The organism is Bradyrhizobium sp. UFLA06-24, assembly GCF_054967145.1.
Genome location: NZ_JADFUE010000012.1, coordinates 130,547 through 156,185, shown reverse-complemented (window position 1 = coordinate 156,185; position 25,639 = coordinate 130,547). Strand labels below are relative to the sequence as shown.

At 63.8% G+C, this 25,639-nt stretch carries 26 protein-coding genes, 1 tRNA gene and 2 pseudogenes; 16 read left to right on the top strand and 13 right to left on the bottom strand.

From position 1 onward, the window contains the following. The 3 genes from IF809_RS13235 to IF809_RS13225 form a co-directional block, all read left to right on the top strand. Nucleotides 1-554, top strand: a 554-nt coding sequence (locus IF809_RS13235) for a ribosome hibernation promotion factor (RefSeq protein ID WP_462837779.1), incomplete at its 5' end; no start/stop codon positions are given. Between the two features lie 218 nt (nt 555-772). Then, entirely contained in the window at nt 773-1,234 is a 462-nt protein-coding gene (gene ptsN, locus IF809_RS13230; RefSeq protein ID WP_008141251.1) for a PTS IIA-like nitrogen regulatory protein PtsN, read from the top strand. A gap of 266 nt (nt 1,235-1,500) precedes the next feature. Next, the gene (locus IF809_RS13225) at nt 1,501-2,547 is read left to right on the top strand and encodes a tetratricopeptide repeat protein (RefSeq protein WP_462837778.1); all 1,047 of its coding nucleotides are present in this window, start codon (nt 1,501-1,503) and stop codon (nt 2,545-2,547) included. A 442-nt stretch (nt 2,548-2,989) separates the two neighbouring features. Here IF809_RS13225 and IF809_RS13220 read toward each other — a convergent pair. Then, a pseudogene (locus tag IF809_RS13220) lies at nt 2,990-3,070 on the bottom strand (DUF1150 family protein); the annotation flags it as partial. Further along, on the bottom strand, nt 3,045-4,184 hold the full coding sequence (locus tag IF809_RS13215; protein WP_462837777.1) for an alpha/beta fold hydrolase: 1,140 nt from the start codon (nt 4,182-4,184) through the stop codon (nt 3,045-3,047). The gene IF809_RS13215 and the pseudogene IF809_RS13220, both read right to left, overlap by 26 nt. A 263-nt stretch (nt 4,185-4,447) precedes the next feature. Here IF809_RS13215 and IF809_RS13210 point away from each other — a divergent pair, with 263 nt between their 5' ends. Next, nucleotides 4,448-5,029 (top strand): TetR/AcrR family transcriptional regulator, encoded by a 582-nt coding sequence (locus tag IF809_RS13210; RefSeq protein WP_462837776.1) that lies wholly within the window; start codon nt 4,448-4,450, stop codon nt 5,027-5,029. Between the two features lie 140 nt (nt 5,030-5,169). Here IF809_RS13210 and IF809_RS13205 read toward each other — a convergent pair whose 3' ends face one another. From IF809_RS13205 to IF809_RS13170, 8 genes are all read right to left on the bottom strand, one after another. Further along, the gene (locus IF809_RS13205) at nt 5,170-5,442 is read right to left on the bottom strand and encodes a BQ00720 family protein (protein WP_035704148.1); all 273 of its coding nucleotides are present in this window, start codon (nt 5,440-5,442) and stop codon (nt 5,170-5,172) included. A 50-nt stretch (nt 5,443-5,492) separates the two neighbouring features. Beyond that, nucleotides 5,493-5,918 carry an Hsp20 family protein gene (locus tag IF809_RS13200; RefSeq protein WP_028133593.1) on the bottom strand — a complete coding sequence of 142 codons (426 nt, stop codon included), beginning with the start codon at nt 5,916-5,918 and terminating at the stop codon, nt 5,493-5,495. A gap of 249 nt (nt 5,919-6,167) precedes the next feature. Next, nucleotides 6,168-7,253 (bottom strand): sn-glycerol-3-phosphate import ATP-binding protein UgpC, encoded by a 1,086-nt coding sequence (locus tag IF809_RS13195; protein WP_462837775.1) that lies wholly within the window; start codon nt 7,251-7,253, stop codon nt 6,168-6,170. A gap of 13 nt (nt 7,254-7,266) precedes the next feature. Next, a complete protein-coding gene (gene ugpE / locus IF809_RS13190) occupies nt 7,267-8,115 on the bottom strand; it encodes a sn-glycerol-3-phosphate ABC transporter permease UgpE (RefSeq protein ID WP_128963139.1) in 849 nt (282 codons plus the stop codon). After that, a complete protein-coding gene (gene ugpA / locus IF809_RS13185; RefSeq protein WP_128963138.1) occupies nt 8,115-8,996 on the bottom strand; it encodes a sn-glycerol-3-phosphate ABC transporter permease UgpA in 882 nt (293 codons plus the stop codon). The genes ugpE and ugpA overlap by 1 nt, the downstream gene beginning before the upstream one ends. 48 nt (nt 8,997-9,044) lie before the next feature. Further along, complete coding sequence (gene ugpB, locus IF809_RS13180) at nt 9,045-10,364, bottom strand: sn-glycerol-3-phosphate ABC transporter substrate-binding protein UgpB (RefSeq protein WP_128963137.1); 1,320 nt, start codon at nt 10,362-10,364, stop codon at nt 9,045-9,047. A 226-nt stretch (nt 10,365-10,590) separates the two neighbouring features. Next, nucleotides 10,591-11,808 carry a CaiB/BaiF CoA transferase family protein gene (locus IF809_RS13175; protein WP_462837774.1) on the bottom strand — a complete coding sequence of 406 codons (1,218 nt, stop codon included), beginning with the start codon at nt 11,806-11,808 and terminating at the stop codon, nt 10,591-10,593. Nucleotides 11,809-11,981: 173 nt separating this feature from the next. Further along, on the bottom strand, nt 11,982-12,407 hold the full coding sequence (locus IF809_RS13170; RefSeq protein WP_128963135.1) for an organic hydroperoxide resistance protein: 426 nt from the start codon (nt 12,405-12,407) through the stop codon (nt 11,982-11,984). A 157-nt stretch (nt 12,408-12,564) separates the two neighbouring features. Between IF809_RS13170 and IF809_RS13165 the strand changes: the two genes are divergently transcribed. Continuing rightward, complete coding sequence (locus IF809_RS13165) at nt 12,565-13,023, top strand: MarR family winged helix-turn-helix transcriptional regulator (protein ID WP_462837773.1); 459 nt, start codon at nt 12,565-12,567, stop codon at nt 13,021-13,023. On the opposite strand, the pseudogene IF809_RS13160 reads toward IF809_RS13165, so the two are convergent. From IF809_RS13160 to IF809_RS13150, 3 genes and pseudogenes are all read right to left on the bottom strand, one after another. Further along, nucleotides 13,022-13,267, bottom strand: a pseudogene (locus tag IF809_RS13160) (GIY-YIG nuclease family protein); the annotation flags it as partial. The gene IF809_RS13165 and the pseudogene IF809_RS13160 overlap by 2 nt on opposite strands. A 138-nt stretch (nt 13,268-13,405) precedes the next feature. Next, a tRNA-Ala gene (locus IF809_RS13155) sits at nt 13,406-13,481 on the bottom strand. Between the two features lie 91 nt (nt 13,482-13,572). After that, nucleotides 13,573-13,983, bottom strand: a complete 411-nt coding sequence (locus tag IF809_RS13150) for a TIGR02300 family protein (RefSeq protein ID WP_128963133.1) — start codon at nt 13,981-13,983, stop codon at nt 13,573-13,575. A gap of 161 nt (nt 13,984-14,144) precedes the next feature. Here IF809_RS13150 and aroA point away from each other — a divergent pair, with 161 nt between their 5' ends. The 11 genes from aroA to IF809_RS13095 all read left to right on the top strand — a co-directional run bounded on the left by aroA (nt 14,145) and on the right by IF809_RS13095 (nt 25,546). Next, entirely contained in the window at nt 14,145-15,482 is a 1,338-nt protein-coding gene (gene aroA, locus IF809_RS13145) for a 3-phosphoshikimate 1-carboxyvinyltransferase (protein WP_462837772.1), read from the top strand. Further along, entirely contained in the window at nt 15,479-16,117 is a 639-nt protein-coding gene (gene cmk / locus IF809_RS13140) for a (d)CMP kinase (protein ID WP_128963131.1), read from the top strand. Before aroA ends, cmk begins: the two co-directional genes overlap by 4 nt. A gap of 266 nt (nt 16,118-16,383) precedes the next feature. After that, a complete protein-coding gene (gene rpsA / locus IF809_RS13135) occupies nt 16,384-18,090 on the top strand; it encodes a 30S ribosomal protein S1 (RefSeq protein WP_164938351.1) in 1,707 nt (568 codons plus the stop codon). A gap of 346 nt (nt 18,091-18,436) precedes the next feature. Next, nucleotides 18,437-19,417, top strand: coding sequence for a signal peptide peptidase SppA (sppA, locus tag IF809_RS13130; RefSeq protein WP_128963129.1), 981 nt, complete (start codon nt 18,437-18,439; stop codon nt 19,415-19,417). A 182-nt stretch (nt 19,418-19,599) separates the two neighbouring features. Then, nucleotides 19,600-19,905 (top strand): integration host factor subunit beta, encoded by a 306-nt coding sequence (locus IF809_RS13125; RefSeq protein ID WP_007598410.1) that lies wholly within the window; start codon nt 19,600-19,602, stop codon nt 19,903-19,905. Between the two features lie 71 nt (nt 19,906-19,976). Then, complete coding sequence (locus IF809_RS13120) at nt 19,977-20,369, top strand: lipopolysaccharide assembly protein LapA domain-containing protein (RefSeq protein WP_128963128.1); 393 nt, start codon at nt 19,977-19,979, stop codon at nt 20,367-20,369. A gap of 64 nt (nt 20,370-20,433) precedes the next feature. After that, on the top strand, nt 20,434-21,093 hold the full coding sequence (locus tag IF809_RS13115) for a phosphoribosylanthranilate isomerase (RefSeq protein ID WP_462837771.1): 660 nt from the start codon (nt 20,434-20,436) through the stop codon (nt 21,091-21,093). Beyond that, on the top strand, nt 21,090-22,307 hold the full coding sequence (trpB, locus tag IF809_RS13110) for a tryptophan synthase subunit beta (protein ID WP_453981165.1): 1,218 nt from the start codon (nt 21,090-21,092) through the stop codon (nt 22,305-22,307). The genes IF809_RS13115 and trpB overlap by 4 nt, the downstream gene beginning before the upstream one ends. Continuing rightward, complete coding sequence (trpA, locus tag IF809_RS13105) at nt 22,304-23,140, top strand: tryptophan synthase subunit alpha (RefSeq protein ID WP_128963125.1); 837 nt, start codon at nt 22,304-22,306, stop codon at nt 23,138-23,140. Before trpB ends, trpA begins: the two co-directional genes overlap by 4 nt. A gap of 124 nt (nt 23,141-23,264) precedes the next feature. Then, on the top strand, nt 23,265-24,206 hold the full coding sequence (accD, locus tag IF809_RS13100) for an acetyl-CoA carboxylase, carboxyltransferase subunit beta (protein WP_092289413.1): 942 nt from the start codon (nt 23,265-23,267) through the stop codon (nt 24,204-24,206). Then, nucleotides 24,203-25,546: a bifunctional folylpolyglutamate synthase/dihydrofolate synthase gene (locus IF809_RS13095; protein WP_128963124.1), complete on the top strand. Its 1,344-nt coding sequence runs from the start codon at nt 24,203-24,205 to the stop codon at nt 25,544-25,546. Before accD ends, IF809_RS13095 begins: the two co-directional genes overlap by 4 nt. The last annotated feature ends 93 nt before the right edge of the window (nt 25,547-25,639 follow it).

The following is a 25,639-nucleotide window of genomic DNA, read 5'->3' as shown; positions in this document are numbered from 1 at the left end:
TGACCGACCGGACTGAAGAGGTCCTGCGCAAATATTTCGACGGCAATTATTCCGGCCACATCACGCTGTCCAAGGACGGCTTCGGCTTCCGCACCGACTGCGCGCTGCATCTGGATTCGGGCATCACGCTCGAGGCCGATTCGAACGCGCCGGACGCCTATGCCAGCGCCGACCAGGCGCTGATCATGATCGAGAAGCGGCTGAAACGCTACAAGAGCCGGCTGAAGGACCGCTCGGCCCGCAAGGCCCATGTCGCCTCCGCCGCTCTGGCTGCCCTGGACGCCACCAGTTACGTGCTGGAAGCCCCTGGCGAGGCGGACGACGAGGACGAGGTCACCGGCTACAGCCCCGTGATCATCGCCGAGGCCACCACGTCGCTGAAACAGATGTCGGTCAGCGAGGCCGTCATGGAACTCGACCTCAGCGGGGCACCCTGCCTGGTATTCCAGCATGGCTCCTCGGGCCGGGTGAACATCATCTACCGCCGGGCCGACGGCAATGTCGGCTGGATCGACCCGCCGGGTGCCAAACCGGACGGCAAAGCGGGCGATTAGGATCGAAACCGGCCCCGTAACAACCACAGCCCTTAACAATGACCGGGGCAAAGCCGCACGCGGCAGTTGGCACCGGGATTGCGTTGGAGTAGAAGCGCCCCACATCAGGAACGGGGCTAAGTGCGCCTCCTGCTTCATGTTATTGACGCCGGCCCAGCTTGGTCTATCAAGTTGGCCAATTCGGAACCTGACGGCTTCATTCACCTCGGAAGACTTCCATGCCGATTACCGATCTGGTCGCGCCCGAGGCGATTCTCCCGGCATTGAAGGTCAACAGCAAGAAGCAGGCGCTCCAGGAACTCGCGGCCAAGGCCGCCGAGCTGACCGGCCAGAACGAGCGTTCGGTGTTCGAGGTGCTGCTCCAGCGCGAGAAGCTCGGCACCACCGCCGTCGGCTACGGCGTCGCCATTCCGCACGGCAAGCTGCCCAAGCTCGAAAAGATCTTCGGCCTGTTCGCCCGGCTCGACCGCCCGATCGACTTCGAGGCGATGGACGGCCAGCCGGTCGATCTCGTCTTCCTGCTGCTCGCCCCCGAAGGCGCCGGCGCCGATCATCTCAAGGCGCTCGCCCGCATCGCCCGCCTGCTCCGCGACCAGGACATCGCCAAGAAGCTCCGCGCCTCGCGCGATGCCCAGGCGATCTATTCGGTGCTGGCCCTGCCGCCGGCAACCGCGGCGTAACCTTCCGCCCCGTCGAACCCGCACTACGCCGTCTGCGACTTATTTTGCGGTCGGTGCCCACCTCTCCCGTAGGGAGAGGTCGGAGCGCATCGAAGATGCGATCCGGGTGGGGGGTTATGGTCTCACGAGATAATCCGGCTCTCCGGTCGGGGAGAGGTGGGTATCGAATTCTCGGCCGCTGCGGGGCAGGATCTCGAGACATGATTTGCAGTTCGATCGGTCGGGCTTTCGGTCTGCTTTGCTCAGTCACGATTGCCGCAAGCGTTGTGGCCCACGCTGACGATGCGTCGAACGACCGCGTCATCGCCGAGAAGACCGAGATCATCGCGACCGATCCGACCAACGCGACGGCCTATGAGCTGCGCGGCGAAGCCTACTATCTCAAGCGGGACTGGAATCGTGCATTCGAGGATTGCAACGCCGCGATCCGGATCGATCCGAATTTCGGGCGCGCCTACAATTGCCGCGGACGCGCTTATTCCGCCAAAGGCGATCGCGATCGCGCCATGGCCGACTACAACGACGCCATTCGCCTCGATCCCGCCTACGGACCGTCTTACACATCGCGTGCGCTCGAATATTTCAACAAGGGCGATTTCGATCTCGCGATCGCCGGGTTCACCGAGGCCATCGAGCGCAATCCCAAGCAAGCCTATTTTGCTCTCCTCAGGAGGGGCGAAGCGTACGAAGCGAAGGGCGATGCCGATCGCGCGGTCGCAGATTACACCGCAGCCATGCAGCGCAACCCGGCCGCCGCGGCGCCTTACGAGCTGCGGAGCAACATCCATGCCCGTAAAGGCGAGCTCGACGCAGCTCTCGACGACTGCAACAGTTCGGTGCGTCTGGAGCCCGACAAGGCCGGCGGCCATTACTGCCGGGCCGTCGTCTTCCTGAAAAAGGACGAGGCCGAGGCTGCCATTCGGGAGTTTGACGAGGTCACGAGGATCGCTCCGACCTTCCTCAGTGCCTACCTCGCCCGCGCTCTCGCGTGGCACAAGATGGGTGACGATAAACGCGCCGTTGCCGATTGCGACGAAGCGGTCAGGCTGCAGCCGACGAATGCGACGCCGTACAAACGTCGGGCCGCCGCCTATCGCGAATTGGGAGAGCACGATCGCGCGCTCGCAGACTACAACGAGGCGCTTCGAATCGATCCGAACAACCAGGATACTCTGGCCAATCGCGGCCTGCTCTACATGATGATGTCCGACTCCAAGCGTGCGCGCGCGGATTTCAACAGCGTACTCGCGCTGCCGCCGACCGACAAAGAGGCCATGAACACGGCGCGCGAAGGGCTCGGGTTTCTGAAATGATGCGCGAGAGAGGCGCTGCCGCCTCATACGCCGTCGTTGCGAGCGCAGCGTAGCAATCCAGAATCTTTCGGTAGAGGTGGTCTGGATCGCTTCGCTACGCACGCAATGACTGGGAGCAGATCGAAGTGTGGGACGATCTGCCGCGCTCCAAGGTGGGTAAGGTGCTGAAGCCTGATATCCGTGTGCGGCTGACCTGATAGGGCTCGCCTGGGCGGCTCGCGCGAGGCGCAGGTGGTCGAGCACGGGTCTCTCCATACCGTCATTGCGAGGAGCCCGCGACAAAATTGCAAAACAATTTTGCGCTGGTGCGACGAAGCAATCCAGGGATTGCTTCGCTGCGCTCGCAATGACGCAGAGAGAGCAGGCGATCCACCGCTCAAAAAGAAAACGGGCACGCCTTCCTGCGAAGGCCTGCCAAATCTCTCTTCACGCGGAGCGTGCTTCAGTGCACGCTCACCGCTTGCAACTCGCTGCACCGGGCCTTGACGACAGCGGCTTCACGGCTGTCGGTCAACATGATTGGCCGGTCCACCCGCCCCCTTGATGAAGGCGAGCAGGAGCATGCTGAGACGAAGCGGCTGCTCCTGCTGGATCCAATGACCGGCGCCGTCGATCAGCTCGATGCCCGCCATCCTCGTTGTCGCCTTCGTCCTCATCAGTTCGAGCGCGCCCGGCGCCGCGTAGGTGCCCCAATCGCTCATGCCGCCGATGAAAAGCGAGGGGACATCGATCGTTTTGCCCGAAAACATGCGCAACTCGGCGTTCAGATCAGGATCGGAATAGACCCGATATGCCTGCAGGGCGCCTTGAAAGCCGGTGCGGTCATATTCCTCCGTGTACACGCCAAGCTCCGGCTCGGTGAGCCATTTGCAGGCCTGGACCTCGGCGTCGGAGGGTTGGAATGGAGCGACGGTATCGGGCATCGTCTTGCCGAGATCCATGACGTAATAGGTCGGCATTCGTGCAAGTTCGACGGCGCTTCGCGACTTCAGCGGATGCGGCTTGTTTCCCGGCCAGTCGGCGCTCTTGACGTAGAAAAATGCGCGAAGAAACGCATGTAAGCCTTGTGGCGGGTGCCACATGTCATCGTTCGCGGCCCGCGTGCTCAAATATTGTTGGTAATACGCTCTCGGCGGATCGAGCGCCGCCAGCGCGGCCGCCAACTTTTGATTCTCACTGCTCGGTTGCACCTGCGATGCTTCGCTGTTCGCGGTGTTGAACGGAAACGCCGGCGGACCGGGGAACGGTGCGCTCATCAGCACCACCGAGGGAAAGACGTCAGGTCGCGCCAGCGAACAATAGGCCGCGACGGGCGAGCCGAAGTCGTGCCCGACGAGCATTGCCGTGCGTCGATACCCCAACGCCGAAACCAGCCCGATCGCGTCACGCGTCATGTTCAGGAGGCTGAAGGGTCCGAGAGCGGCGTCATAGCTATTCACCCAGCCGGTGGTACGGCCAAATCCCCGCTGGTCGGGCGCCACGACATGGTACCCGGCGTCCGCCAGGATCGGGATGAGGTGCCGCCAGCCGTAAGCCAAGTCCGGAAAGCCATGCAGCAGCAGCGCAAGTGGCCGGCCGGGACTTTCGTAACCGGCCTCGAGAACATGGACATCGAGGCCGTTGATCTCATGGATCATGCGCGAGCGGACACCCTTGGGAAGCGTTCCCGCGCCATATGTTGAGGTGGCCAAACCTGTTTCTCCCATGGGGTTCGCGCGGGCCGGTCGAAGTAAAGTCGCGACCAGGCCGGCCGCGCCCATCGTCAGGACGGCTCGTCGGGACGCCGCTGGCTTGGGACTGACTGGATGGCGCATGACAAAGAGACGCTGGTTACTATGGTGATCGCCATACTATATCGATCACCATAGTAACGTCAAGCGAGAGGTGTTACGCTCACGGCATGCCACGCAAGACTGATGCCCGCGCTCGCGCGATTGCCACCGCCGAACGACTGTTTCGCATCCAGGGCTACACGGCGACTGGATTGACCCAGATCATCGAGGAAAGCGGCGCGCCGAAGGGATCGTTCTACTTTCACTTTCCGCGCGGCAAGGCGCAGCTCGCGGAGGAAGCAATCGATCATTACGTGGCGAGCCGAATCGCGGTCTTGCGAAACATCTCGGCGAATACGGCCGGCGATGCCCTGAAGTTTGTTCGCGAGATTTTCAGTACGTTCGCGGCCGAAATGATCGCCTCCGATTTCCAGTATGGATGTCTCATGCAGAATCTGGCGAACGAGCTTCCTGCACTCGACGCTGATCTGACCAAGCGGGTCGCGCGCGGATTTATTGATTCAACCGAGGTTATCGTGGAGCATTTTCGAGGATGCGGTTTCGCGCCCGCGCGCGCATCCTCGACCGCAGCCGCGTTGGTCGCCGCCCTCGAAGGCGCGCGAACGATCGCCCGCCTGCAACGCACGCCGGCCGTATTCGAGGCGCTGGCGGATGCAAGTGTTCAGAGCTGCGCCGGTCCCAGGAGGTGACCGGGTTCATGGAGGATTCTGGGTGGTTTGCAGCGCTCGCGACAGCAATGCCGAAACATCATCTCTCAAGACGAAAAACGGGCATGCCTTCGTCTGAAGGCATGCCCGTTTGAAACTCACTTCGTCCGGAGAGCGCGCGCTCAGTGCACGCTGACGGCTTGCAGCTCGTTGCTCCAGGCGTTGGCGATCGCGGCTTCGCGGCTGTCGGTCAACATGATCGGCGTGCCGTCGGCGGCGTGGAGTGCGAACAGCTTGAGGCCGGGCGCAATCTTCGGCGCCTCGGGGAACAGGTCCGGTACGTCCTCGGAACGGATCTGCTTCACATAGGCGATATGGCCTTCGCCCAGGGTTGCCAGCGTCTCGGGCGAGACGTTCTTGGCTTCGTATTCGAACGCAACGTGACCTTCACTCATGGTCTCGACTCCTCTAACGAACTAAGCGGTCGAGTCCGCTACTCGTTCCATTATTCGTGCTCATTGATAGCGATTGTCTTAACGATCCTCTCCGGTTCGGGCCGGGCGAGGTCGATCGACAACAACCCGTTCTTCAGATCCGCACCCAGCACCAGCATCCCCTCGGCCAGCACGAACGTGCGCTGGAAGTGGCGCGCGGCGATGCCGCGATGGATGTATTGCCGGGATTTGTCGTCCTGCTGCCGCCCGCGGATCACGAGCTGGTTTTCCTCAATGGTTACATCGAGTTGGTCGCGGGTGAAGCCGGCGACCGCCAGCGTGATGCGCAAGCGCTCGGGCTGGCCGTCCGATCGATCACACCTCTCGATATTGTAGGGAGGGTAGCCGTCGGCGCCTTTGACGACGCGGTCGAGCACGCGCTCGATTTCGTCGAAGCCCAGAAGGAACGGACTGGAGAGCGTGGGAACACGAGACATAGTTTACAAAGTCCTCGCGGAAAGCGACTTTGGTGTTTCGGGGCCCGATGGAGGCACCCCTTGGTCAGCAATATGGGCATATCCCTGTGCGGGTTCAAGGACGTAGCGGAGGGCTGTGGATTCACAGCTTCCGGCGTTGCCCGGTCATGAAGCTCTGCGCGCGAATTACCTCAACGAAAACAGAACCCCGTCTACTGTGCATGGGGTTGTTTTCGCGACCTTTGCCGTTCGGCCGCCCTCCGGAAGAATTCAGGCCTCGATTCGCGTCCGGCCGTCGCCGCTGAACAGATGCAGCTTGGAGTGGATAGCTGCGACACGGATCTTCTGGCCGATGGCAGGAGCCTCGGTTCCGGGAATGCGGACGATGACCTCGCCGGGCGGCAGCTCGCCCGGGGTGGCCGCGACGCGCTGGTCTTCCTGTTCGCGGGAGCCGTAGACGAAAGTCTCGGCGCCGACGCGCTCGATCGCTTCCACGGTCAGGGACAACGCGACGCCGCCTGATGGCGTCTGGTCGGTGATGACGAAATCCTCCGGGCGGATGCCGAGGATGCCGGCCTCGCCCGCGCTGCCGCCGAGCTGCGATTTGATCTCGTCCGTGCGCGTCGACATCAGGTTCATCGGCGGCGCGCCGATGAAGGAGGCGACGAAGGTCGTTGCCGGCTTCTCGTAGATCGCAAGGGGGTTGCCGACCTGCTCGACTTGGCCGCCATTCATCACGACGAGGATGTCGGCGAGCGTCATCGCCTCCAACTGGTCGTGGGTGACGTAGATCGATGTGGTGTTGAGCCGGCGCTGCAATTTGCGGATTTCGACGCGCATCGCGATGCGCAGCTTGGCATCGAGATTGGAGAGCGGCTCGTCGAACAGAAATACCTTCGGCTGGCGCACGATGGCGCGGCCCATGGCGACGCGCTGGCGCTGGCCGCCGGAGAGCTGGCGCGGCTTGCGCTCCAGCATGGCGGAGAGCTCGAGCACGCGCGCGGCTTCCTCGACGCGGGTCTTGATCTCGGCTTCCGCCATGCCGCGGTTGCGCAGGCCGTAAGCCATGTTGTTGAAGACGCTCATATGCGGGTAGAGCGCGTAATTCTGAAACACCATCGCGATGTCGCGATCGGCGGGCTCGATCTCGTTGACGACGCGGCCGCCGATGTCGATCTCGCCGCCGGTCACGGTCTCGAGGCCTGCGACCATGCGCAGCAGCGTGGACTTGCCGCAACCGCTTGGTCCGACCAGCACGCAGAACTGCCCGTCTGCGACATCGACGTTGACGCCTTTGATGGCCTCGAAGCCGCCGGTGTAGGTCTTGCGGACGTTGCGCAGGGTGACGTTGGCCATAGAAACTCGCTTCTTACTTTTCCGTCTCGACCAGGCCGCGCACGAACAGTTTCTGCATGGCGACGACGACGAACACCGGCGGCAGCATGGCCAGCACGGCGGTCGCCATCACGATCGGCCATTCGGTCAGTGCGTCGGTTGTCGTGATCATCTTGCGGATGCCGACCTGGATGGTCTGCATGTCGTCGCGGGTGGTGATGAGCAGCGGCCAGAGATATTGATTCCAGCCGAGGATGAAGAGGATGACGAACAGCGCCGCCATGTTGGTGCGGGACAGCGGCAACAGCGTATCCCAGAAGAAGCGCAAGGGGCCGGCGCCGTCGATGCGCGAGGCTTCGAGCAATTCGTCCGGCACCGTCATGAAGAACTGGCGGAACAGCAGCGTCGCCGTGGCCGATGCGATCAGCGGCAGCGCCAGCCCCGCATAGCTGTCGAGCATGTGCAGATCGGCGACGATCTTGTAGGTCGGATAGATGCGCACCTCGACCGGCAGCATCAAGGTGATGAAGATGAGCCAGAAGATCGGCATCCGCAGCGGAAAGCGGAAATAGACGATCGCATAGGCCGAGATGATGGAGATCGCGATCTTGCCGACCGCAATCAGCAGCGCCATGATCAGCGAGTTGAGCATCATGTTGGCCACGGGCTCGCGGGTCGAGCCGCTCGTGCCGACGAAGATGGTCTGGTAGTAGACTTCAAAGAAGTGGCCGCCGGGCAGCAGCGACATCTGGCCATTGGCGATCAGCGCGTTGTCCTGAGTCGAGGCGACGATGGCGATGTAGACGGGGAAGGCGACGATCGCGATCCCGATCCAGAGGATGATGTGGGCGAGGTAGCGCCGGATGCCCTCTTGCTCGACCATCAGTAGGTCACCTTGCGTTCGACGAAGCGGAACTGAATTCCCGTGAGCACGATGACGAGGATCATCAGGATCACCGATTGCGCCGCCGAGCTGCCGAGATTGCCGCCGAGCAGGCCGTCGGAATAGACCTTGTAGACCAGCGTCACCGTCGACGTTCCCGGACCGCCACGGGTCATGGTGTCGATGATGCCGAAGGTGTCGAAGAAGGCGTAGACGATGTTGACGACCAGGAGGAAGAAGATGGTCGGCGACAGCAGCGGGAAGGTCACGGTCCAGAACCGCCGCATCGGGCGCGCGCCGTCGATCGCGGCGGCCTCGAACACACTTTTCGGAATGGCTTGCAGGCCTGCGAGGAAGAACAGGAAATTATACGAGATCTGCTTCCACGCTGCGGCAACGATGATCAGCGTCGCGGCCTGGTTGCTGTCGAGCAGCGGATTCCAGTCGATGCCGGCGGCGCGCAGGTAACGCGCGAGTACACCGAGAGAGGGATGCAGCATGAAGATCCAGAGCACACCGACGACGGGCGGCGCCACCGCGTACGGCCAGATCAGGAGCGTGCGGTAAAGCATCACGCCACGCAGCGGCTTGTCCGCCATCACCGCGAGCAGCAGCGCGAAGGACAGTGACGACACCGCGATCGCGAAGGAGAAGAAAAAGGTCCGGATGATCGACTCGAAGTAAGCCGGGTCCTGGAACAGCTCGATGTAATTGTCGAACCAGACGAAGCTCGTCGACAGGCCGAAGGCGTCCTGGAGCAGGAAGGACTGAATCACCGCCTGCAGGGCCGGCCAGTAGAAGAAAATCAGGACGACCGCGAGTTGCGGAGCAACCAGCGCGTAAGGCAATAGCTTTGATTTGAAAATGGCCTGCTTTTGCATGGTGCCGGGTGAGCGGCAGGCCGGACTACCGGCCTGCCGCTAATCGCCTCACTTCGTCGCGGTTTTTTCGAACTGACGTAGCATCGTGTTGCCGCGCTCGACGGCGGAGTCCAGCGCCTGCTTCGCCGTCTTCTTGCCGGCCAGCGCCTGCTCGATCTCTTCCGACCAGACATCACGCAGCTGGACCATGTTGCCGAGGCGCAGACCGCGGGAGTTCTCGGTCGGCTCCTTGTTGGTCAGCTCGAGCAGCGGGGTCTCGAGATAGGGCTGATCCTTGTAGAAGCCCTCGGCCTTGGCCTTCTCGTAGGCCGCCTTGGTGATCGGCAGATAGCCCGATTCCTTGTGGATCCAGACCTGGCGGTCGGTGTCCGAGAGGAACGTCAGGAATTTCGCGACGCCCTTGTATTCCTCGGCCGACTTGCCGCCCATGATCCAGAGCGAGGCGCCGCCGATGATCGAGTTCTGCGGCGCGCCCTTGACGTCAGGATAGTACGGCATCGGCGCGGCGGTGAAGGCGAACTTGGCCTGCGCCTTGACGTTGCCGAAGAAGGACGACGAGGTCAGGTAGATCGGGCATTCGCCTGACGTGAAGCGGCCTTCGCCGGTGTTGGTGCGGCCGGCGTAATCGTAGGTCTTGTCCTTCTGCAGCTCGACGAGGTTCTCGAGGTGCTTGACCTGGAGCGGGCCGTTGAACTCGAGCTTGGTGTCGAAGCCGTCGAGGCCGTTGGCCTTGGTCGCAAGCGGCACGTTGTGCCAGGCCGAGAGCTGCTCGAGATTGACCCAGGTGACCCACGAGCCGGAGAAGCCGCAGGTCGCATAGCCAGCAGCCTTCAGCTTCTTGGCGTCCTCGAAAACTTCCGGCCAGGTCTTCGGGACCGCTGCGATATTGGCCTTCTTCAATGCGTCGAGATTGACCCACATGACGGTCGACGAGGAGTTGAAGGGGAAGGACAGCATCTCGCCCTTCGAGGTCGAATAGTAGCCGGTGATCGCAGGCAGATAGGCCTTGGGATCGAACTTCTCGCCGGCTTCCTGCATCAGCTTGTAAACGGGCTTCACGGCGCCGGTCGCGGCCATCATGGTCGCGGTGCCGACCTCGAACACCTGCATGATGTGCGGGGCATTGCCGGCGCGGAACGCCGCGATGCCGGCGTTCATGGTGTCGGGATAGCTGCCCTTGTAGGTCGGGACGACCTTGTAGTCGCTCTGCGATGCGTTGAAGTCGTTGGCGAGCTTGACGATGACGTCGTTGTTCGCGCCGGTCATCGCGTGCCACCACTGGATTTCAGTGACGGCCAGCGCAGGCGAAGCGCCCAGACCCAGCGTGAGTGCAACAGCGGCAGCCGCTCCAAAATGTCGAAGAGCCATCAAGTAAACCTCCCTTGGCCGTCCTTTGGCCGTCAAAAAGAAGCGCTTGCGCTAGCAGCGCCATATGACGTTCACATGACTGTGTAAGCGGCCGAAACGAAAGCGGCAAGCGCTGGAAAAGGGAAGCCAGCAAATAGGCGAACGCGCCCGCGCGCAGCCGCATCCGTTGGCGGTGCACATGCGTGCCCCCGCCGCACTGCGGCATGTTTGATGAGGAGGTAAGGCCCTAGCGCTTGCGCTCGGGGCCGCAGACTACACCTTTCGCGATCATCGCGTCGATGTCCGCCTTTGAGTAGCCGAACTCGCCCAGCACCTCCTGGGAGTGCTGGCTGAACTTCGGCGGCAGGCGGCGCAGGCTCGGCTTGCTGCGATCGAGCCGGATCGGCGAGGCGACGCCCTTGTACCAGTCCTTCTCGATGATATCGCCGCGCGCGATCGTGTGCGCATTGGTCAGCGCCTGGTCGATCTTCTGCACGGGCCCTGCCGGTAGGCCGGCGGCGAGCAGGCGATTGCACAGCGGCTCGGCCTCATGCTGGCTGAACACGGCCGCAAGTTCGGCGCGCAGCGCCTCGCGATTGGCGATGCGGTCCTTGTTGCGGGCGAAGCGCGGGTCAGTGCCGAGCTCGGGCTTGCCGATTTCCTTGCAGAGCTTACGGAAGGTGCCGTCATTGCCGACGCCGATGAAGATGTTGTCGGTCTTGGTCGGGAAGATCGCGTAAGGCACAAGGTTCGGGTGCTCGTTGCCGGTGAGCGAGGGCGGCTTGCCATGCATGAAATAATTCGCGGTGTGCGGATGCATGATGGCAAGTCCGGCCTCGTAAAGCGTCGTCTCCAGGAACTGGCCCTTGCCCGAGCGCTGCCGCTCCGACAGCGCCATCAGGATGCCGATCGCCGCATAAAGTCCCGTGGTGATGTCGACCAGCGGCACGCCGATCCGCATCGGTCCGCTCTCGACCGAGCCGGTTGCCGCGATCATGCCGGTCATGGCCTGGATGATGGCATCATAGCCGGGATTGCCGCCGCGCGGGCCGTCGGCGCCGAAGCCGCAGATCCGGCAATGCACGAGGCGCGGGAATTTCTCGCGCAGCACATCGTTGCCGATGCCCCATTTCTCCAGCGTGCCCGGCTTGAAATTCTCGATCAGGACGTCGGCGGTCTCCAGCATCTTGAGCAGTACGACGCGACCGCCTTCGGAAGCGAGATCGAGGCCGATCGAGCGCTTGTTTCGGTTGATACCGATGAAATAGGCCGCGTCTTCCTCGTGGAAGGGAGGGCCCCATTCGCGCACCTCGTCGCCCGCGGGCGGCTCGACCTTGATCACGTCGGCGCCATGGTCGGCGAGGATCTGGGTGCAGTAGGGACCGCCGAGCACGCGCGTGAGGTCGATGACGCGCAGTCCGCTCATTGCGCCCAATGCTGCTCCAGAACTGGCGGCTTCAGTCATGCCTTCGCTTCCCTTGTCGATATTCGACCACAGGCCTAGCGAGGTTTTTTTATGCCAGCAATGGGCTGCCGCGTAGGGCCGCATGCGCGCCGCCGCACAATCCCGCGATGTGGGAAATCTCGCGGAGGCGGCCGACCCGAGGGGGATCTCGGGCCAGCCGATCCGCCGTCGGATCAGACGACCGTCAGGCGGACGTCGACATTGCCGCGCGTCGCGTTGGAGTACGGGCACACCTGGTGCGCCTTCGCGACCAGCGCCTCGGCGTCCGCGCGGGCAAGACCCGGCAGCGAGACGGCGAGATCGATGTCGAGGCCGAAGCCGCCTTCCGAGCGCGGGCCGATGCCGACGGTCGAGGTCACGGAGGTATCGGCCGGGACCTTCGGGCCGCCCTGCGAGGCCACGAATTTCATCGCGCCGATGAAGCAGGCGGCATAGCCGGCCGCGAACAGCTGCTCGGGATTGTTGCCGGCGCCGCCGCCACCGCCGAGCTCCTTCGGCGTGGTGAGCTTGACGTCGAGCGCGCCATCCAGGGTCGCAGCATGGCCGTCGCGGCCGCCGGTGGCCTTCGCGCTGGTCTTGTAGAGGACGTTCACGGACATTTTCGTCTCCTCGGGGGTCTTTCGGGGTGGGGTGTCGCGTATATGGCAGGCAATTAGATTGTGCGCAATTGAATTTTGCAGGTCTCACATTTAATTGTTCGCAATTGAATGTCCGGCCGGCCGGCCCCAGAATGAGACAAATCCCATGAGATGTCAGATGGCCCGGAAATCAACGATCCTCGATCCGCAGCGGCTCGACAACCAGATCTGTTTCGCCGTCTATTCGGCCGCGCATGCCTTCAACCGCGTCTACAAGCCGCTGCTGGACAGGCTCGGCCTGACCTATCCGCAATACCTGGTCATGCTGGTGCTGTGGGAGCGCGACGACGTGCCGGTGAAGGAGATCGGCGAGAAGCTGTTTTTGGACTCGGGGACGCTGACGCCGCTGTTGAAGCGGCTCGAAGCCGCGCATCTGGTCAAGCGCACGCGCTCCAGCGAGGACGAGCGCCAGGTCCTGATCGCGCTGACCGTGCAAGGTCACGCACTCAAGGAAAAGGCGCGCAGCGTCCCGCAGTCGATCCTGGCGGCCTCGAACTGCACGGTCGCGGAGCTTGTCTCGATGAAGGACGAGATCGTCGCGCTGCGGGATCGGCTGAATGCGGTGATTGGGGAGTAGGGGTTAAGAGGCGCTTTTTCGAAAAGGCTCTGCCCGAGTGCGACTTGAGATATTTCTCGAACGCCAAGGCCTTCATCTTCTCGGGGAAAGCGCAGTACCAGACGAGCTTCCAGGGCTTGAACTTGGTGGTGTGAGCGGACCTGCCGGCGTTGTGTTCAGGCACCCGTCGCTTCAGATCTTCCGTGGCGCCGATGTATTCGTGATCGGGAAATTCAATGCTGCGGAGGATGTAGACGTACCACATTGACGGCTCGCGCCTGGGCAGTCGTTAGGTGAGTCTCGTCACTCATCCGTCTTCGCCCTGGCGGGCTTCGCCGGACACCACGCTTCGCCCTTTAGGCCCCTCGTGGCTGCGCCACGCGTAGCCCGAAGGGGCGAAACGTGGTGGAGCCAGGCGGGATCGAACCGCCGACCTCTTGCATGCCATGCAAGCGCTCTCCCAGCTGAGCTATGGCCCCTTAACCGTGGGGATGATCCTGGGGGATCACTCCGGACCCGCGAGACTTCCGACTCGCGCGGTGCACCCTTTTTCACAGATCAGGACTGATCTCAAGTCTCTTCATCACCTCCGACATCACCAATGATGTCGGTTACGTCCTCGTCGCCCTCTTCCTCGTCGGCAATGAAGGTTGAATCGTCGTCATCGTCGTCGTCGAGGGTCTCGTCGACCTCGATATCGTCCTCGGATTCGGGAACGACGGCCTTGACCTTGCCGGTGTTCTCCTCGGCGTCGGCCTCCTCGAGCGAGACCAACTCTTCCGACTCCGCCGGCTCCGGCGCGGTATCCTGAGCCATGTTGCGGGATTCGGCGCTGCCGCGGGTCGCACGGGCCGGCGCGATGGGCGCGATCGGCACGACTTCGCCGGTATAAGGCGAGATCACCGGATTCTTGTTGAGGTCATAGAACTTCTTGCCCGTGGTCGGGCAAATACGTTTGGTTCCGAGTTCGGACTTGGCCACGGCAGAGGAATCCTGGGAATGTCTGAAAAGCGGTGCTTCACTTGGCTAGTTGGCGGCCCGCTGTCAATAGCGCATTACGAGAGAAAGACATGCTCGTGACGGCGGGGAGACCGTGTGGTACCTGCCCGCAGCCCCTAAAGGGCGCATCCAAGGACACAATCTTGACCCATTCCGACAAGCCGACACCGCTGACGTCGCGTGCGAGCGGTCCCCTGACCGGAAAAGTACGGGTGCCCGGGGACAAGTCGATCTCGCACCGGGCTCTCATTTTGGGCGCACTGGCGGTCGCCGAAACCCGCATTACGGGCCTGCTCGAGGGCGAGGACGTCCTCAACACCGCCAAATCCATGCAGGCCCTCGGCGCCAAGGTCGAGCGCACCGGCGATTTCGCCTGGAAGGTCCAAGGCGTCGGCGTCGGCGGCTTCGCCCAGCCAAGGGCAGCGCTGGATTTCGGCAATTCCGGCACCGGCTGCCGGCTGGTCATGGGCGCCGTCGCCGGCTGCCCGATCTCGGCGGTGTTCGATGGCGACGCCTCGCTGCGCAGCCGCCCGATGCGCCGGATCCTCGATCCCCTCGAGAAAATGGGGGCGAAGGTGATCTCCGGCGGCGAAGGTGGCCGCCTGCCGCTGACCCTCCAGGGCGCGCGTGACCCGCTGCCGATCACCTACAAGACCCCGGTCGCCTCGGCCCAAATCAAATCGGCGGTGCTGCTGGCGGGCCTGGCCGCGCCCGGCACCACCACCGTCATCGAGAGCGAGGCCAGCCGCGACCATACCGAGCTGATGCTGAAGCATTTTGGCGCCGATATCACCTCGATCGCCGAGGGGGCTCACGGCCGCCGCATCTCGCTTGTGGGTCAGCCTGAGCTGCATGGCGCCACCGTCATCGTGCCCGCCGATCCGTCTTCCGCGGCCTTTCCTATCGTCGCAGCGCTGATCGTCGAAGGCTCCGATGTAGTTCTTTCTGACGTGATGACCAATCCGCTGCGCACCGGTCTTTTCACCACGCTGCGTGAAATGGGGGCTTTGATCGAGGAAAGCGAAGTCCGCAGCGACGCCGGCGAGCCGATGGCGCGCTTGCGCGTGCGCGCCTCAAAGCTGCGCGGCGTCGAGGTGCCGCCGGAGCGCGCGCCCTCGATGATCGACGAATATCTGGTGCTGGCGGTTGCGGCGTCCTTCGCCGAAGGCACGACCATCATGCGTGGCCTGCAGGAGCTGCGGGTCAAGGAATCCGACCGGCTGGAGGCCACGGCCGCGATGCTCCGCGTCAACGGTGTGAAGGTCACCGTCTCCGGCGACGATCTGATCGTCGAGGGCCGCGGCCACGTCCCTGGTGGCGGCACGGTCGCCACTCACATGGATCACCGCATCGCGATGTCCGCGCTGGTAATGGGCTGCGCGTCCGATCAGCCGGTGATGGTCGACGACACCGCCTTCATCGCCACCAGTTTCCCCGATTTCATTCCGATGATGCGTTCGCTGGGGGCCGAGTTTTCATGATCATCGCCATCGACGGACCCGCGGCCTCGGGTAAGGGCACCCTCGGCAAGCGCCTCGCGCATCACTACGGTTATCGTCATCTCGATACCGGCGTGATCTATCGTGCGGTTGCCTACGCCCTGATGCAGTCGGGCGCCGATCTCCGGGACGAGGCCGCGGCGGTGGCGGCGGCATTGGAGCTTGATCCCGAAAAGTTCGGCAATCCCGCCCTCAAGACCCAGGCGGCCGGCGAGGGCGCTTCAATCGTCTCGGCGATCCCCAGGGTTCGCGAGGTCCTGCTCAATTTCCAGCGGCAATTCGCCGCCGATCCGCCCGGCGCCGTGCTCGATGGCCGGGACATTGGAACCGTGATCTGCCCGCATGCCGACGTGAAGATCTTCGTCGTCGCCGACCCCAAGGTTCGTGCCCGCCGCCGCACCATGGAGGCCAGGGCGAGGGGCGAGGAGGCGGACGAGGCGGCCGTGCTCGCCGACATCATCCAGCGCGACGAACGCGACAAGAACCGGCCGATCGCGCCTTTAAAACCGGCCCCGGATGCTTACTTGCTAGATAACTCCCAACTGGATATAGAAGGCGGCGTCCGGGCCGCCATCGACATTATCGAGGCCGTCCGAGCGGGCCGGTCGCGGGGTTAAGCCGCAGCCGTCATTGGAGGAAGCGCCCGCTCCCGCTCTTTGAGGTCGATACGTCAGGTCCCTGTTTGGGGCCGACGCGATCCAGGCTCCGGACACAAGATTTCCACGTATCGAACGCGCGGGCCTCTGCCGGCCCGCTTCCGCTGTTTCGGCCTCAAGCCGGAGCAACGAGCGGTCGCTCGAAGGTCTTGCGGGCCTTCCGACACTGCGCGCGCGATACGCCCTTGAACCCAACGGCCGGCAAGACATCCGCAACTGGAGAACAAATGGCTTCGACTTCCGCTGATACCTATAGCCCGTCGCGTGACGATTTCGCCGCGATGCTCGACGAGTCCTTCGCAGGCGGCAACCTGCAGGAGAGCTCGGTCGTCAAGGGCAAGGTGGTTGCAATTGAAAAGGACATGGCCGTCATCGACGTCGGCCTGAAGACCGAGGGCCGCGTCGCCCTGCGCGAATTTTCCGGCCCCGGCCGTGACAGCGATCTCAAGGTTGGCGACGAGGTCGAAGTGTTCCTCGATCGCATCGAAAACGCGCTCGGCGAGGCCGTGCTGTCGCGCGACAAGGCGCGCCGCGAAGAGAGCTGGGGCAAGCTCGAGAAGGCCTTCCAGAACAACGAGAAGGTCAACGGCGTCATCTTCAACCAGGTCAAGGGCGGCTTCACCGTCGACCTCGACGGTGCCGTGGCCTTCCTGCCGCGCTCGCAGGTCGACATCCGTCCGATCCGCGACGTCGCACCGCTGATGAACAACTCGCAGCCGTTCCAGATCCTCAAGATGGACCGCCGCCGCGGCAACATCGTGGTGTCCCGCCGCACGGTTCTCGAAGAGACCCGCGCCGAGCAGCGCCAGGAGCTGGTGCAGAACCTCGAAGAGGGTCAGGTCATCGACGGCGTGGTCAAGAACATCACCGATTACGGTGCGTTCGTCGACCTCGGCGGCATCGACGGCCTGCTGCACGTCACCGACATCGCGTGGCGCCGTGTCAACCACCCGACCGAGGTGCTCTCGATCGGCCAGACCGTGAAGGTCAAGATCATCAAGATCAACCACGAGACGCACCGCATCTCGCTGGGCATGAAGCAGCTGCTGGACGATCCGTGGCAGGGCATCGAAGCCAAGTACCCGCTGGGTGCCCGCTTCACCGGCCGTGTCACCAATATCACCGACTACGGTGCGTTCGTCGAGCTCGAGCCGGGCATCGAAGGCCTGATCCACGTCTCCGAGATGTCGTGGACCAAGAAGAACATGCACCCCGGCAAGATCGTGTCGACCTCGCAGGAAGTCGACGTGCAGGTGCTGGAAGTCGATTCCGTCAAGCGCCGCATCTCGCTCGGTCTCAAGCAGACCATGCGCAACCCGTGGGAGGTCTTCGTCGAAGGTCATCCGACCGGTTCGGTGGTCGAGGGCGAAGTCAAGAACAAGACCGAGTTCGGTCTGTTCCTGGGCCTCGAGGGCGACGTGGACGGCATGGTCCACCTCTCCGATCTCGACTGGAAGCTTCCGGGCGAGCAGGTGATCGACAACTACAAGAAGGGCGACATGGTGAAGGCCGTGGTGCTCGATGTGGACGTCGAGAAGGAGCGCATCTCGCTCGGCATCAAGCAGCTCGAAGGCGACCCCTTCGCCGAGCCGGGCGATGTCAAGAAGGGCGCGGTCGTGACCTGCGAAGTGCTCGAGGTGAAGGAAAGCGGTATCGAGGTGAAGATCACCGGGACCGATTTCTCGACCTTCATCAAGCGCTCGGAGCTCGCGCGTGACCGCAACGATCAGCGCGCCGAACGCTTTGCCGTCGGCGAGAAGGTCGATGCCCGCGTGATCCAGTTCGACAAGAAGGCCCGCAAGGTCCAGGTGTCGATCAAGGCGCTCGAAGTCGCTGAAGAGAAGGAAGCCATCGCGCAGTACGGCTCCTCGGATTCGGGTGCGACGCTGGGCGACATCCTCGGCACCGCGCTCAAGAACCGCGACAGCAAGTAAGCAAAACCAAGGTTTTGCCGACATCGAAGCCCCGGCGCGAGCCGGGGCTTTTTTATTGCGGCGGCATACTCCGCTGTCGTCCCCGGGCGCGCGAAGCGCGAGCCCGGGACCCATACCCACAAGATCGAGTTTGGCGAAGACTCGTGGTTCTCAACTCGCGCGACAACTTCTCCTGGGGTTATGGATCCCCGCCTTCGGGGGATGACAGCGGAGGATGTGGCAGCTCCGGGCTACGCGCTCACAGCCTTGTTTTCTTCAAATTGCGCCGCAATTGATGTATCGAGACAAGCCCATGGTCATATCGTGACGGCACAACGCCAGCGGCCTTTCATTTGGAGATAGCTAGATGTCGCTCGATTCGGACATCATCGTCGATCGCCGCAGGATCCGCCGCAAGCTGACGTTCTGGCGCGTGGCGGCCGCGCTGATCGCGATCGCGGCGATCGCGGGCTTTGCGCTGATTGCGACGCCCGGCGCGCGCGGCAGCTTCGTCTCCGCCGGCTCCATCGCGCGCGTGCAGATCGAGGGCTTGATCCGCAGCGATGCCGACCGCACGCGGGCGCTGGAGCGGCTGGAGAATTCGCAGGCCGCCGCCGTCATCGTTCACATCAATTCGCCCGGCGGCACCACCGCCGGCTCCGAGCAGCTCTATGATTCATTGACGCGGCTGAAGGCCAAGAAGCCGCTGGTCGTCGTGGTCGAAGGCCTTGCGGCATCCGGCGGCTACATCACCGCGATTGCCAGCGACCACATCATCGCCCAGCAGAGCTCGCTGGTCGGCTCGATCGGCGTGTTGTTCCAGTTTCCCAACGTCTCGGAACTGCTGAAGACCATCGGCGTCAAGGTCGAGGAGGTGAAGTCCACGCCGCTGAAGGCCGCGCCCAACGGTTTTGAGCCGACCAGCCCGGAAGCGCGGGCCGCGCTGGATGCGCTGGTGAAGGATTCCTATGCCTGGTTCAAGGATCTGGTGAAGCAGCGCCGTGGCATGGATGACACGCAGCTGGAAAAAGTCGTCGACGGCCGCGTCTTCACCGGCCGCCAGGCGATCGGTCTCAAGCTGATCGATCAGCTCGGTGACGAGAAAACCGCCGTGGCCTGGCTCGAGGAACAGAAGGGCGTCAAGAAGGGTCTTTCGGTACGCGATTACAAGCTCGAGCCACGCTTTGGCGATCTGACGTTCCTCAAGACGGCCGCTGCCGTGACGCTGGAAGCGCTTGGATTCGGCTCGATTGCGCATCAAATCACGCAAACCGGGGTTGTGCAGGCGGTCGATCGCGTCGGGCTGGATGGAATGCTGGCCCTGTGGGAGCCGGCTGCGTCGAATTGACCTGAAACGGCGGGAACAACGCGAGTTCCGCACCTTTTTCCCGTCCCGCGGGTGCCCGTGCAGCCCGCTTTTTCGGCATTTGTCACGCATTTTCACGATGCGCGACGTTCATTTAGCGTCTTGACAGATCAACGCATTTTCACGGAAATGGTCATCCGCACGCTTCCGGGTCCTATCTCTCGATGATCAAATCCGAACTTGTTCAGCGTATCGCCGAGCACAACCCGCATCTGTACCAGCGGGATGTCGAGAACATTGTGAATGCGATTCTCGAAGAGATCGTAGCGGCCCTCGCGCGCGGGGACCGCGTCGAGCTGCGCGGTTTCGGCGCTTTCTCGGTCAAGCATCGTCCGGCACGCGCGGGGCGCAATCCGCGCACCGGCGCCCATGTCCCCGTCGACCAGAAGAGCGTTCCGTTCTTCAAGACCGGCAAGGAAATGCGCGAGCGGCTCAATCGCGACCATCCGGATCCCGGCGCGCCCGATTAAGCCTGTCGTCCGGATTTTACCTGATAGCCGCATGATGCGGCAGCAAGCTTGATTCAAGACGAGCGATCGCGATGCGAAAGTTCCTGACCGCGCTGATCGTGATTCCGCTGGGCTTGATCCTGGTGACCTTTGCCGTGGCCAACCGGCATTTCGTCACCGTCTCCTTCGATCCTCTCATGGCGGCCGATCCGGCCCTGTCGGTCACGTTGCCGCTGTTCCTGCTGCTGATCCTGGCCGCTGCCGTGGGCGTCATCGTCGGCGGCTGCGCCGTCTGGTTCGGCCAGCGGCACTGGCGGCGCGCGGCACGCCGGCATGAGGCGGATGCCCGGGCCGCCCGGGTCGAGCTGGCCGATCTGAGGGCCCAGGCGGCCCCGGCAAAGCCCGATCCCCAGCGCCTCCCGGTGCCCTCAGGGATGGGCCTTTACGGCCCCGTCGGGCGAGACAAGCAGCGCGTGACGTTGTAGAAGCGGCCCGACCGAAAAGCCCGTTTCCCGGCCGCCACTTGCGGCCTCCCTCTGCTTTGAGACCATGTCCCTGCTCGTCAAAATCTGCGGCCTGTCCACGCCCGAGACGCTCGAGGTGGCGCTCGACGCGGGCGCCGACATGGTGGGGTTCGTGTTCTTTCCGCCCTCGCCGCGGCATGTCTCGCTGGAGACGGGACGGGATCTCGGCCGGCAGGTGAAGCGGCGCGCCCTGAAAGTGGCGCTCACGGTGGATGCCGACGATGCGACGCTCGACAACATCATGGACGGGCTGTCGCCTGACATCTTCCAGCTCCACGGCAAGGAAAGCGTGGCGCGGCTGCGCGACATCAAGCAGAGGTTTGGCCGCCCGGTGATGAAGGCGGTGCCGGTCGCGAGTGCCGCCGATCTCGCCGTGCTGCCCGGCTATGCCGCGGTCGCCGACCGCATCCTGTTCGACGCCCGCGCGCCGAAGGACGCGACGCGCCCCGGCGGTCTGGGCGCGCCGTTCGACTGGCATCTGCTGCAAAACCTGGAGCTGAATCTCCCGTATATGGTGTCGGGCGGCCTCGATGCCCAAAACCTTGCGGAAGCCCTGCGCGTCACCCGCGCCGGCGGCGTCGACGTCTCCTCCGGAGTCGAGAGCGCCCCTGGCGTCAAGGACCCCGAGCTGATCAAGGCCTTCATTCGCGCCGCGCGCGCCACTCGAGAGTTGAGCGTTCGATGAACATCGCCAAACCAAATTCCTATCGCAGCGGCCCCGACGAGCGCGGCCACTTCGGCATCTTCGGCGGCCGCTTCGTCGCCGAAACCCTGATGCCGCTGATCCTCGACCTCGAGAAGGCCTACACCGCGGCCAAGGCCGATCCGGCCTTCCAGGCCGAGATGAACGGCTATCTCAAGAACTATGTCGGCCGGCCCTCGCCGCTTTATTTCGCCGAGCGCCTCACCGAGCATCTCGGCGGCGCCAAGATCTACCTGAAGCGCGAAGAGCTCAATCACACCGGTTCGCACAAGGTGAACAACGTGCTCGGCCAGATCATGCTGGCGCGGCGCATGGGCAAGAAGCGCATCATCGCCGAGACCGGCGCCGGCCAACACGGTGTCGCCACCGCGACGCTGTGTGCGCGCTTCGGCCTGGAATGCGTGGTCTATATGGGCGCCGTCGACGTCGAGCGGCAGCAGCCCAACGTGATCCGGATGGAGATGCTGGGCGCCACGGTGATGCCGGTGCAGTCGGGCACGCGCACGCTGAAGGATGCGATGAACGAGGCGCTGCGCGACTGGGTCACCAACGTGCACAACACCTTCTACTGCATCGGCACGGTGGCGGGCCCGCATCCCTATCCGACGCTGGTGCGCGATTTCCAGTCGATCATCGGTATTGAGACCAAGGCGCAGATGCAGGAGGTCGAGGGCCGCCTGCCGGATTCGCTGGTCGCCTGCATCGGCGGCGGCTCGAACGCGATGGGCCTGTTCCATCCCTTCCTCGATGATCCCTCTGTTGAAATCTTTGGCGTCGAAGCCGCCGGCCATGGGCTCACGCAGCTGCACGCGGCCTCGATCGCCGGCGGCCGTCCCGGCGTGCTGCATGGCAACCGCACCTATCTCCTGATGGACGCCGACGGCCAGATCCAGGATGCGCATTCGATCTCGGCCGGTCTCGACTATCCCGGCATTGGCCCCGAGCATTCGTGGCTGCACGAGGTCGGCCGCGTCAATTATCTGTCCGCGACCGATGACGAGGCGCTCGCCGCATTCCAGCTGCTCTCGAAGCTCGAAGGCATCATCCCTGCGCTCGAGCCCGCACATGCCATCGCCAAAGTGATGGAGCTCGCGCCGAAGCGGCCGAAAGACCACCTGATGGTCGTCAATCTCTCCGGCCGCGGCGACAAGGACGTCCCCCAGGTCGGCGACATCCTGAGGGGCAAGAGCAAGTGACTACGCGTATCGACACACGTTTTGCCGAGTTGAAGAAGCAGGGCCGCGCGGCCTTCGTCACCTATGTGATGGCCGGAGATCCTGACATCACGACGTCGCTCGAGATCGTCAAGGCGCTGCCCAAGGCAGGCGCCGAAATCATCGAGCTCGGCATCCCCTTCACCGATCCGATGGCCGATGGTCCCTCGATCCAAGCCGCGGGTCTGCGCGCGCTCAAGGGCGGCATGACGTTGAAGAAGACGCTGGAGCTGGTGCGTGCGTTCCGCAAGGACGACAACGCCACGCCGCTGGTGCTGATGGGCTATTACAATCCGATCTACATTTACGGCGTCGACAAGTTTTTGGCTGACGCTAAGTCGGCCGGCGTTGACGGCCTGATTGTCGTCGATCTGCCGCCGGAGGAAGACGACGAGCTCTGCATTCCCGCGCTGAAGGCAGGCCTGAACTTCATTCGCCTGGCGACTCCGACGACCGACGACAAGCGTCTGCCGGCCGTGCTCACGAACACGTCGGGCTTTGTCTATTACGTCTCCATCGCCGGCATCACCGGTGCGGCAGCGGCGGACGCGAATGTTGTCGGCGAAGCCGTCGCGCGCATCAAGCGGCATACCGGCTTGCCGATCTGCGTTGGCTTCGGCATTCGCACCCCCGAGGCCGCGCGCGCCATCGCCGAGAAGGCCGATGGTTCGGTGGTCGGCACCGCGCTGGTCGACGCGCTCAAGAACAGCCTCGATGCCGAGGGGCGGGCCACCGCCAAAACCGTTAACGCCGTGGCCGAATTGACGGCTGCTCTGGCCCAGGGCGTCAAAGCTGCGAAACAGGCGGCCGAATAGGCCATAATTCGCGCTACGTTTCATGCGCTTTGGCGCAGGCGACACGGCGGCTTGTCGGGCATCGGCCCGGCCGCCATATAGTCCTTCAGGCGATCCCTTGGGGGATCGTACATCGGAGCAAACCATGAACTGGCTTACCAATGTGGTCCGGCCGAAGATCCGCAACATGCTGCGGCGGGAGACGCCGGAGAATCTGTGGATCAAGTGCCCGGATTCCGGACAGCTCGTGTTCTACAAGGACGTCGAGGCCAACCAGTTCGTCATTCCCGGCTCGAACTACCACATGCGCATGGGCGCGGTGGCGCGGCTGAAGTCGATCTTCGACAATGAGACCTGGTTCGACATCGCGCTGCCCGAGGTCACGCCCGATCCGCTCAAGTTCCGTGACGAGAAGAAATACGCCGATCGCATCAAGGACGCGCGGGCACGCACGAACCTCAATGACGCGGTCAAGGTCGGCTACGGCAAGCTCGAAGGTGCCGGCGTCGTCGTCGCCGTGCAGGATTTCGACTTCATGGGCGGCTCGCTCGGCATGGCCGCGGGCGAAGCCATCGTGCGCGGGATGGAGCTTGCGGTCGAGAAGAAGTCGCCGTTCATCGTGTTCGCCGCGTCGGGCGGCGCGCGCATGCAGGAAGGCATCCTGTCGCTGATGCAGATGCCGCGCACCACGGTCGCGGTGCAGATGCTGCGCGAGGCCAAGCTGCCCTACATCGTCGTGCTGACCAATCCCACCACCGGCGGCGTCACCGCGTCCTATGCGATGCTCGGCGACGTGCAGATCGCCGAGCCCGGCGCGCTGATCGGCTTCGCCGGCGCCCGCGTGATCGAGCAGACCATCCGCGAGAAGCTGCCCGAAGGCTTCCAGCGCGCCGAATATCTGAAAGAGCACGGCATGGTCGACATGGTCGTGCATCGCCACGAACTGCGTCCGACGCTGGCGCGGCTCTGCCGCCTGCTGACCAAGGCACCGGCGCTCGAGAGCGCGTCGAAGCCGGCGCAGGCCGTCACCAGTCCGGCACAGATCGTATCGGCCCCCGAAACGGCGCCGGCTGCGCCTCACGCGTGAACGCCTCTCCCGACAGCACAAAGTCGCCGCTCGACGCAGTGATCGGGCGGTTGTCGGTCCTGCATCAGAAGCGCATCGATCTCGGGCTGGAGCGGATGCATCGCCTGCTCGAGCGGCTCGGCCATCCCGAGCGCAAGCTGCCGCCGGTGATCCACGTCGCCGGAACCAACGGCAAGGGCTCCACGGTGGCTTACTTGCGCGCCACGCTGGAGGCCGCCGGCTTGCGCGTCCACGCCTACACCTCGCCCTATCTGGTCCGCATCAACGAATGTTTTCGCCTCGGCCGCGTCGGCGGCGGCGTGCTCGTTTCCGACGACGAATTGCGCGCAGCTTTGGAAGAGGTCGAGCGCGTCAATGCCGGCGAGCCCGCCACGCTGTTCGAGCTCAAGACCGCTGCCTCCTTCCTCTTGTTCGCACAAAACCCTGCCGACGCGGTGCTGCTCGAAGTCGGCCTCGGCGGCCGGCTCGATTCGACCAACGTGGTCGATGCGCCCGCGGCCTGCGTGATCACGCCTATCAGCATGGACCACATGGATTTCCTCGGCGACACGCTGGCATCGATCGCCGCCGAGAAGGCCGCGATCATCAAGCGGGGCGTGCCCGTGGTTTGCGCCGAGCAGAGGGGAGAGGCGATGGCGGTCATCGAGGCGGAGGCCAGGCGCATGCGCGCACCGCTGCTTGCCGCCAATGAAAGCTGGCACGTCAATGTCGAGCGCGGGCGCCTGGTCTATTCCGACGACCGTGGCCTGATGGATCTCGCGGCGCCGCGCCTGTTCGGCCGCCATCAGTTCGACAATGCCGGCCTTGCCATCGCGACGTTGCGCGCAGTCCCGACCTTCAAAGTCAACCAGGCGGCGTTCGAGGCCGGCATCGTCGGTGCCGAATGGCCGGCCCGGATGCAGCGTCTCACCTCCGGCGAGCTGCTCTCCTGGGGACCGCAGGGGAGCGAGATCTGGCTCGACGGCGGCCACAATGCCGAAGGCGGCCGCGTCGCCGCCGCCGCGCTCGGCGATCTCGAAGAGCGGGTCTCGCGGCCGCTGGTCGTCATCGCAGGCATGATGGCCAACAAGGACGCGCAGGCGTTCCTCGCCAATTTCGCCGGCCTCACCCGTCACATCGTCGCGGTGCCGATACCCGACACCGAGAATGCGATGCCGGTCGATCGTCTCGCCGACGCGGTCCGCAGCCTCGGCATGCGCGTCGAGATCGCGCCCGGCATCGAGGCCGCGCTGCGCGCGCTGTCGCGGCTCGCCTACGAGGTGCCGCCGCGGATTCTGATCACGGGCTCGCTCTATCTCGCCGGGCACGTGCTCGGCCTCAACGGCACGCCTCCTGCATGAGCTTTCTTGTCCCGGACGCGGTGCAGCGTGCAACGCTGCTCCGCAGAGCCGGGACTCAGAATGCCGCAACATGGGCCCCGGCTCAGCAGCGCT